Source organism: Christiangramia aquimixticola (assembly GCF_048285835.1).
Lineage (GTDB): Bacteria > Bacteroidota > Bacteroidia > Flavobacteriales > Flavobacteriaceae > Christiangramia > Christiangramia aquimixticola.
Genome location: NZ_JBLVTL010000002.1, coordinates 166,010 through 173,578 on the forward strand (window position 1 = coordinate 166,010; position 7,569 = coordinate 173,578).

The 7,569-nt window shown below is 42.0% G+C and carries 5 protein-coding genes; 3 read left to right on the forward strand and 2 right to left on the reverse strand.

What is annotated here, in order from left to right; translation table 11 throughout:
- The first annotated feature begins 802 nt into the window (after positions 1 to 802).
- Positions 803 to 1,030 carry a hypothetical protein gene (locus tag ACNKXV_RS04375; RefSeq protein WP_417906482.1) on the forward strand — a complete coding sequence of 76 codons (228 nt, stop codon included), beginning with the start codon at positions 803 to 805 and terminating at the stop codon, positions 1,028 to 1,030.
- A 285-nt stretch (positions 1,031 to 1,315) separates the two neighbouring features.
- Positions 1,316 to 4,303: a DNA polymerase III subunit alpha gene (locus tag ACNKXV_RS04380; RefSeq protein WP_417906483.1), complete on the forward strand. Its 2,988-nt coding sequence runs from the start codon at positions 1,316 to 1,318 to the stop codon at positions 4,301 to 4,303.
- A gap of 9 nt (positions 4,304 to 4,312) precedes the next feature.
- Here the strand turns inward: ACNKXV_RS04380 and ACNKXV_RS04385 are convergent, their stop codons facing one another.
- Positions 4,313 to 5,872 (reverse strand): NAD(P)/FAD-dependent oxidoreductase, encoded by a 1,560-nt coding sequence (locus ACNKXV_RS04385; RefSeq protein WP_417906484.1) that lies wholly within the window; start codon positions 5,870 to 5,872, stop codon positions 4,313 to 4,315.
- Between the two features lie 109 nt (positions 5,873 to 5,981).
- Here ACNKXV_RS04385 and ACNKXV_RS04390 point away from each other — a divergent pair, with 109 nt between their 5' ends.
- Positions 5,982 to 6,416 carry an aspartyl protease family protein gene (locus ACNKXV_RS04390; RefSeq protein WP_417906485.1) on the forward strand — a complete coding sequence of 145 codons (435 nt, stop codon included), beginning with the start codon at positions 5,982 to 5,984 and terminating at the stop codon, positions 6,414 to 6,416.
- 204 nt (positions 6,417 to 6,620) lie between these two features.
- Here ACNKXV_RS04390 and sucB read toward each other — a convergent pair.
- Positions 6,621 to 7,569, reverse strand: a 949-nt coding sequence (gene sucB / locus ACNKXV_RS04395; RefSeq protein WP_417906486.1) for a dihydrolipoyllysine-residue succinyltransferase, incomplete at its 5' end; no start/stop codon positions are given.

Here is a 7,569-nt window from a genome sequence, read left to right on the forward strand (position 1 = left end):
CTTCGCCGGAAAATCGGCTCGCAATGACAGGGAAAACAGGGACACAACACTGCGAGGGAAACGAAATAGTTTCAAACAAGCAAGAGATTTCTCCCTATGGTCGAAATGACTGCGAAGGGAGATGGGAAAAGCAACAATAAGATTGCTTCGTCGGGAAACCGGCTCGCAATGACGGGAAAAACATGGACACAACACGGCGATGAAAAAAGAAGCAGTCTCAAACAAGCAAGAGATTTCTCCCTGCGGTCGGAATGGCGATAAAAATAAAAATGTCCTCAGTTTCGACTTCGGGACGCGTAGGTGAAAGAAGCGTGAAGAAAAGAATTGCTGTTTGACCGAAGGGAGTTCAATTCTTTTAGCTTCTGAGCCGTAACGGGTAAATAAGAAACTGAAGACTAGATTTTTTGTTTCTTTTTCATCAATGGAAAAAGAAAAGAAGAAAGAAAGGAAAAACTAATGGTGAGATTGCTTCGCCGGAAAACCGGCTCGCAATGACGGTAAAAAACATGAACACATCACTGCGAGGGAAAAAGAAGCAGTCTCAACCAAACAAGAGATTTCTCCCTATGGTCGAAATGACTGAGAAGAAAGATTGGAAAAAGCAACAATGAGATTGCTTCGCCGGCACACCGGCTCGCAATGACGGGAAAACATGAAATGTGGGGACACCGGCATCGCATGACGATAAAAATAAAAATGTCCTCAGTTTCGACTTCGGGACCCGTAGGTGAAAGAAGCGTTAAGAAAGAATTGTTGTTTGACCGAAGGGAGTTCAATTCTTTTAGCTTCTGAGCCGTAACGGGTGAACAAGAAACTGAAGACTAGATTTTTTGTTTCTTTTTCATCAATGGAAAAAGAAAAGAAGGGAGATGGGAAAAGCAACATTGAGATTGCTTCGCCGGAAAACCAGCTCGCAATGACGGGAAAAACATGGACACAACACGGCGAGGAAAAAAGAAGCAGTCTCAAACAAGAGATTTCTCCCTGCGGTCGAAATGACTGCGAAGGGAGATGGGAAAAGCAACAATGAGATTGCTTCGCCGGAAAACCGGCTCGCAATGACGAGAAAAACATGAACCCAACACGGCGAGGGAAACGAAGCAGTCTCAAACAAACAAGAGATTTCTCCCTGCGGTCGAAATGACCACAAAGGGAGATGGGAAAAGCAACAATGAGATTGCTTCGCCGGCACACCGGCTCGCAATGACGGGAAAAACATGGACACAACACGGCGAAGGAAAAAGAAGCAGTCTCAAACAAACAAGAGATTTCTCCCTGCGGTCGAAATGACCACAATAAAGTGAACTGATAAAAAATGTATTTAAACTGTCACACCTATTATTCCCTGCGCTACGGAACATTCTCTGTACAGGATTTGTGCAAACTTGCCCGGGAGAATGGAGTAACTCAGTTCGCTGTGACCGATATCAACAATACTTCCGCCTGCCTGGAAGCTATCAAGATCACACAGGAAACTGATATGAAACCTATCCCGGGAATAGACTTCAGAAACGGGGCGGTACAGCAATATGTGGGGATTGCCCGTAACAATGAGGGTTTCCGGCAACTAAATGAACATCTTTCTACTCAGCTTCATACTCAAACAGATTTTGAAGCAGAAGCTCCTCCCCTGCCCGATTGTTATATAATATATCCGTTTAAAAAAGTACTGGAACTTCAAAAGAAGCAGTATCATTCCAATGAATATATAGGCATTTCCATAGAAGAACTTAGAAAGCTTCGGTTTTCAGAATACCGGCATTTTAAAGATAAACTGGTGATTCTGCAAAGCGTTAGCTTTAGAAATAAGAAAGACTATAATGCCCATCGATTGCTTCGTGCCATCGATAATAACACTCTGCTTAGCAAACTTCCGGAAGCTGAACAGGGCTTATTTTCTCACCAAATGCATCCCCTGGAAGTCATCGAGAAGGAATTTGAAGATTTTCCTCACATTCTTGAAAACACCAGGTATATTCTGGAATCATGTGAAGTTAAATTCGGTTTTGGAAAAGGACAGAACCGGAATTTACAGGTATATCAAAACAATGCCGAAGAAGATGCCGATCTTATTCGCCGACTGTGTTACGAGCGACTTCCAAAGAAATATCCCGATGCCGATGAAAAAGTCTATAAAAGAGTGGAGAAAGAACTGGACTCCATCGTAAGACTGAATTTCGTCTCTTACTTTCTTATCAATCTGGACATTATCACCTATGCCCGCAAACAAAAATATCCCTTTGTGGGAAGGGGAAGTGGCGCCAATTCCATTGTGGCTTATATTCTGGGGATCACCAATGTGGATCCCATAGAACTCGATCTCTATTTTGAACGTTTTATAAACCCTAACCGGAAATCTCCTCCCGATTTTGACATTGATTTTTCCTGGAAAGACCGGAACGATGTGACCGATTATATTTTCAGAACCTACAAAAATACGGCTTTGATGGGCACTTACGTGACTTTTAAGCGCCGCGCCGTAGCCCGCGAACTTGGAAAAGTATTTGGATTGCCTAAAGAAAATATCGACAAACTTTCTTCGGGATATTTCAATTACCGGGAGCTGGACCATCTGGAAAAGCTGGTGATCAAATACAGTACGCTTATTGAGGGATTCCCTAATTATCTCAGTGTACATTCCGGCGGAATCCTGATCCTGGATGATTCGGTTTTTAATTATGCAGCTACCTTTTTGCCGCCCAAGGGCTTCCAGACCATCCAGATAGACATGAACATCGCTGAAGATGTGGGCATTCACAAATTCGATATTCTGGCCCAGCGCGGTTTATCAAAGATCACCGATGCCATTGAGCTGATCAAAACGAATCAACCTGAGGCAGAAATTGAAGACATTGAAAATATTAAAGTTTTTAAAGAAGACCCGGAAATCAATGACCTATTGAAAAGAGGAGACTGCATGGGCGTATTTTATGTGGAGTCCCCCGCCATGCGTGGTTTGTTTATCAAATTACAAACCGATAATTACATGAATCTGGTAGCGGCAAGTTCAGTAATTAGACCGGGGATTTCCAGTGCAGGAATGAAGGAAGAATTTATCCGCAGGCATCGCGATCCCGAAAGAAGAAAAGAGGCCCATCCCGTGCTGCTGAAAATCATGGAAGACACCTACGGAGTAATGGTTTATCAGGAAGACGTGATGAAGGTAGCTTATGAGTTCGCCGGACTCGATCTGGACGATGCCGATGTTCTACGCCGGGGAATGAGTGGAAAGAAAACTTCCAAAGGCCAGATGGAAAAGATCGAACAAACTTTCAGGGATAATTGCAAAGAGAGAGGGTACGCGGACAGCCTTACAGAAGAGGTCTGGGAGCAGATCTCTTCTTTTGCGGGTTATGCCTTTCCCAAGGGCCATTCAGCTTCCTATGCCGTGGAAAGTTACCAGAGTTTATACCTTAAAAGATATTTCCCGCTGGAGTTTATGGTGGCAGCCATCAATAACGGAGGTGGATTTTACGATCTGCAAACCTATATTCAGGAAATAAGAAGGTGCGGGGGGAAAATACATGCGCCGTGTATCAATAATAGCGATCACCCTAATATGATCTACGGAAAAGACATTTATCTGGGGTTTGGATATATCAAGGAACTGGAAGATAAAACCATCCGGCAGATCCTGGAAAACCGGCAGTTTTTTGGTCCCTTCAGCTCTCTGGAAGATTTTATAGACCGCATTCATATCTCTATTGAACAACTAAGCCTTCTTTTAAAGATCAATGCTTTTAGATTTACGGGGATGGACAAACATCACTTACTGTGGAAAGCTTATTTTAAACTTGATAAAAATAAGACCACCACCCATCAACCGGTATTGTTCAAACCTCCCCATAAAGATTTTGACCTGCCGGAATTTGAATACTCCAAACTCATAGAGGCTTATGATCAAATGGAACTTTTAGGTTTTCCTCTTTGCAGTCATTTTGAGCTGCTACAGGAGCCTTTAAAAGAAAATGTGATTACGGCAAATCAGCTACAAAATCACATAGGCCGGAATGTAGAGATCTACGGCAACCTTATTACCGCTAAAAAAACCGGTACCGTAAATGGTAAATACATGTATTTCGGGACATTTTATGATCAGAACGGGGAGATCTGGGATGGAGTACTTTTCCCCAATGTAGCTGTAAAATTCCCCCTTATCTCTAAAGGTATTTATCTGTGTAGCGGGATTGTAACTTCAGATCTGGGCTACCTGTCCATAAATGTGAAATGGCTCACCAGACAATCCACACAAACAGACCCACGCCTGGTGGATAGCGGATTCAAATTAAATGTTGCGAATTAAAAACGAAACCTATTCTGCAGCGTATTTATTTGCGATCGCATCTACACAGTTGATCCCATCTATGGCTGCAGAAATTATCCCACCGGCATAACCTGCACCCTCTCCACATGGATAAAGTCCTTTTACCTGCACATGCTCCAGAGTTTTAGAATCCCGCGGAATAAGGACAGGAGAAGAAGTTCTGCTTTCAGGGGCGTGTAAAACCGCATCATTGGTATAATAACCCTTTAGCTTTTTACCGAATTTCACAAAAGCTTTTCGCAAACGACGAGCAATAAGATCTGGCAATACTTTATTAAGATCCACACTTACAATTCCGGGTTGATAGGATGTACGGGGAAAATCTTTAGAAAGCCTGCCTTCCACGAAATCCTTCATTCGTTGTGCCGGCACCTGCTGAGTTTTTCCGGCAGCTTCCCAACAATTTCTTTCTACCAGTTTTTGAAAATCAAGACACACAAAAGGATCCTCCGGGGTATAGCCGGGAAGATCTGAAGGTTGAATACTCACCACAATCCCGGAATTGGAATAAGGATTGTTCCGCTTGCTGGGACTCCAGCCATTGGTCACCACTTCTTCCTGTTCTGTAGCGCAGGGAGCGATAATTCCCCCGGGGCACATACAAAACGAATATACTCCCAACCCATCTACCTGCTCCACTAAACTATAAGAAGCCGGCGGTAAATAAGGATTCTCATCATCTCCGTGATACTGAATATGATCGATCAGCTTTTGCTGATGTTCTATACGAACCCCCAAAGCAAAAGGCTTGGCTTCGATCTTAATATTTTTATCATGTAAAAGGTAAAAAATGTCTCTGGCAGAATGTCCTGTAGCCAGGATTACCTCGTCAAACGAAAGCCATTTTTCATCATTAATTTCAATGGCTTTTATCTGATTCTCTTCAACTTTAAAATTGGTCACTTTAGAATTGAAATGCACTTCTCCCCCGGCTTCGATCACTGCTTCCCTCATGGCCGTGATGATCTTGGGTAATTTATTTGTTCCTATATGGGGGTGAGCATCAACCAGAATATCCGGGTCGGCACCAAATTCCACGAACCACTCCAGAGCTTTTAGTACATTTCCGCGTTTTTTGGAACGGGTATAAAGTTTTCCATCAGAGTAAGTTCCCGCACCACCTTCACCAAAACAGTAGTTGGATTCAGGATTTACGATTTGTTCTTTATTGATCTTTGCAAGATCGTGCCTTCTGGCGCGTACATCTTTTCCGCGTTCAAAAACCACAGGTTTTAAACCCGCTTCCACTGCCCTAAGCGCCGCATACAAACCTGCAGGTCCGGCACCAATTATGGCAATTTCTTTAGCTTCAGCAACATTTTGCGGAATAAAAGGAGGAATAGAAACCTTTTCCTCACCGTGTTTCCAAACTTCAATTTGAAGATTTAAACGAACCGGTTTTTTACGGGCATCAATGGATCTTTTTCGTATTCTCCAATCCTTAATATCATCTTTACGAATATTAGCCTGTTTCACCACTCTGTTAAGTAAAAGATGGTGATCGTCCTGCTCCTGGGGTAAAGCGGTAATTTGTACTAAAGTGCTCATAGGCGACAAAGATAGGATGTAAAATTCTTAATCCTTAATTAAATTATTTCAAGTCATAATGATACCTCCCGGACTAATCCTTATAATTATATATTTGTAAAAAAAAGCAATGTCCCTGAAGAAGCTATTAGAAGGAAAAGGATATCACCGCATCAAAATGAAGTCTACCAAAACCAACCATTTTGAGCTGGTGGCGAAGATCAACGATATTGAAGGAAATTTTATTCTCGATACCGGGGCTTCAAGTACCTGTGTTGGAATAGACGCCATTGAGCATTTTGATCTTTTATCTGAAGACAGCGACATCAAAGCAGCCGGAGCCGGAGCTACCAACATGCTCACTCAGGTATCACAAAAGAACAGGATCAATATAGGAAGCTGGAGTAAAAAGAAGATGGATCTGGTATTGTTCGACCTTAAACATGTGAATGAAGCACTGGTAAATCATAAAGCTGAAAAAGTTCAGGGAATCATTGGAGCAGATATTCTCAAAAAAGGGAAAGCTGTTATAGACTACAAAAATAAGGCGCTATACCTTAAATAAGTAGTCGTCCATCTAAGCTGAAGTAAATTTAGGTTTGGATTTATCGACTTTTTCCTTATTTTCATATTTCGGAATAAGGCACTTCCAATTACTTTTTTAACCAATCAGCCTGATTTCCAAACAAAATCCATTTAATTTTAAATTTGTTAGATAAAAAAAGGGTTAGCATCTGCTAACCCTTTTTCTATTTCAAAGCTTTAAATTTTACAATTCCAAAGCTCTTTTTACATCATTATCCATCAATAGTTCTTCAGGATTCTCAAGAGCTTCTTTAACCGCTACAAGGAAACCTACAGACTCTTTCCCGTCAATGATCCGGTGATCGTAAGAAAGAGCAACATACATGATTGGTCTAATTTCCACATGACCATCAATAGCTACCGGTCTCTCCACGATATTGTGCATTCCAAGGATCGCACTTTGAGGTGGGTTGATAATTGGAGTAGACAACATAGAACCAAATACACCTCCATTGGTAATTGTAAAAGTACCACCGGTCATTTCGTCTACTGTGATCTTTCCATCACGTGCTCTAAGAGCCAAACGCTTCACCTCGGCTTCTACTCCACGGAAACTTAGATTCTCAGCATTTCTTATTACAGGAACGGTAAGACCTTTAGGTCCAGAAACTGCAATACTAATATCTTTATAATCGTAGTTTACCTGGTAATCTCCATCTATCATAGAGTTTACGGCTGGATATTCATCCAAAGCACGGATCACTGCAAGCGTAAAGAAAGACATAAAGCCTAAACTCACTCCGTGTTTGTCCTTGAACTCTTCTTTATATTTCTTTCTAAGAGCAAAAATTGGTGACATATCTACTTCGTTAAAAGTAGTAAGCATTGCCGTTTCATTTTTTGCACTTACCAGACGTTCTGCCAGTTTACGACGGAACATAGACATCTTCTTCTTCTCTTCACCTCTGGAACCAGTTCCCGGTGTTCCCATAGAAGCTTTCGCCTCTACAGCGTCTTCTTTGGTGATACGACCGTCTCTTCCGGATCCTTTCACATCTTTAGAAGAAATTCCTTTTTCATCAAGGATCTTTTTAGCTGCAGGAGAAGGACTTCCCGTTGCATACGTATCCTGTTTTTGTGTAGGAGTACTTGATTTTGAAGGATCTTCAGTTTTAGCAGGCGCTTTATCACTG

Coding starts and splice junctions, on each gene's coding strand:
- ACNKXV_RS04380 (WP_417906483.1), top strand. CDS start 1,316: ATGTATTTAAACTGTCACACCTATTATTCCCTGCGCTACGGAACATTC.
- ACNKXV_RS04385 (WP_417906484.1), bottom strand. CDS start 5,872: ATGAGCACTTTAGTACAAATTACCGCTTTACCCCAGGAGCAGGACGAT.
- ACNKXV_RS04390 (WP_417906485.1), top strand. CDS start 5,982: ATGTCCCTGAAGAAGCTATTAGAAGGAAAAGGATATCACCGCATCAAA.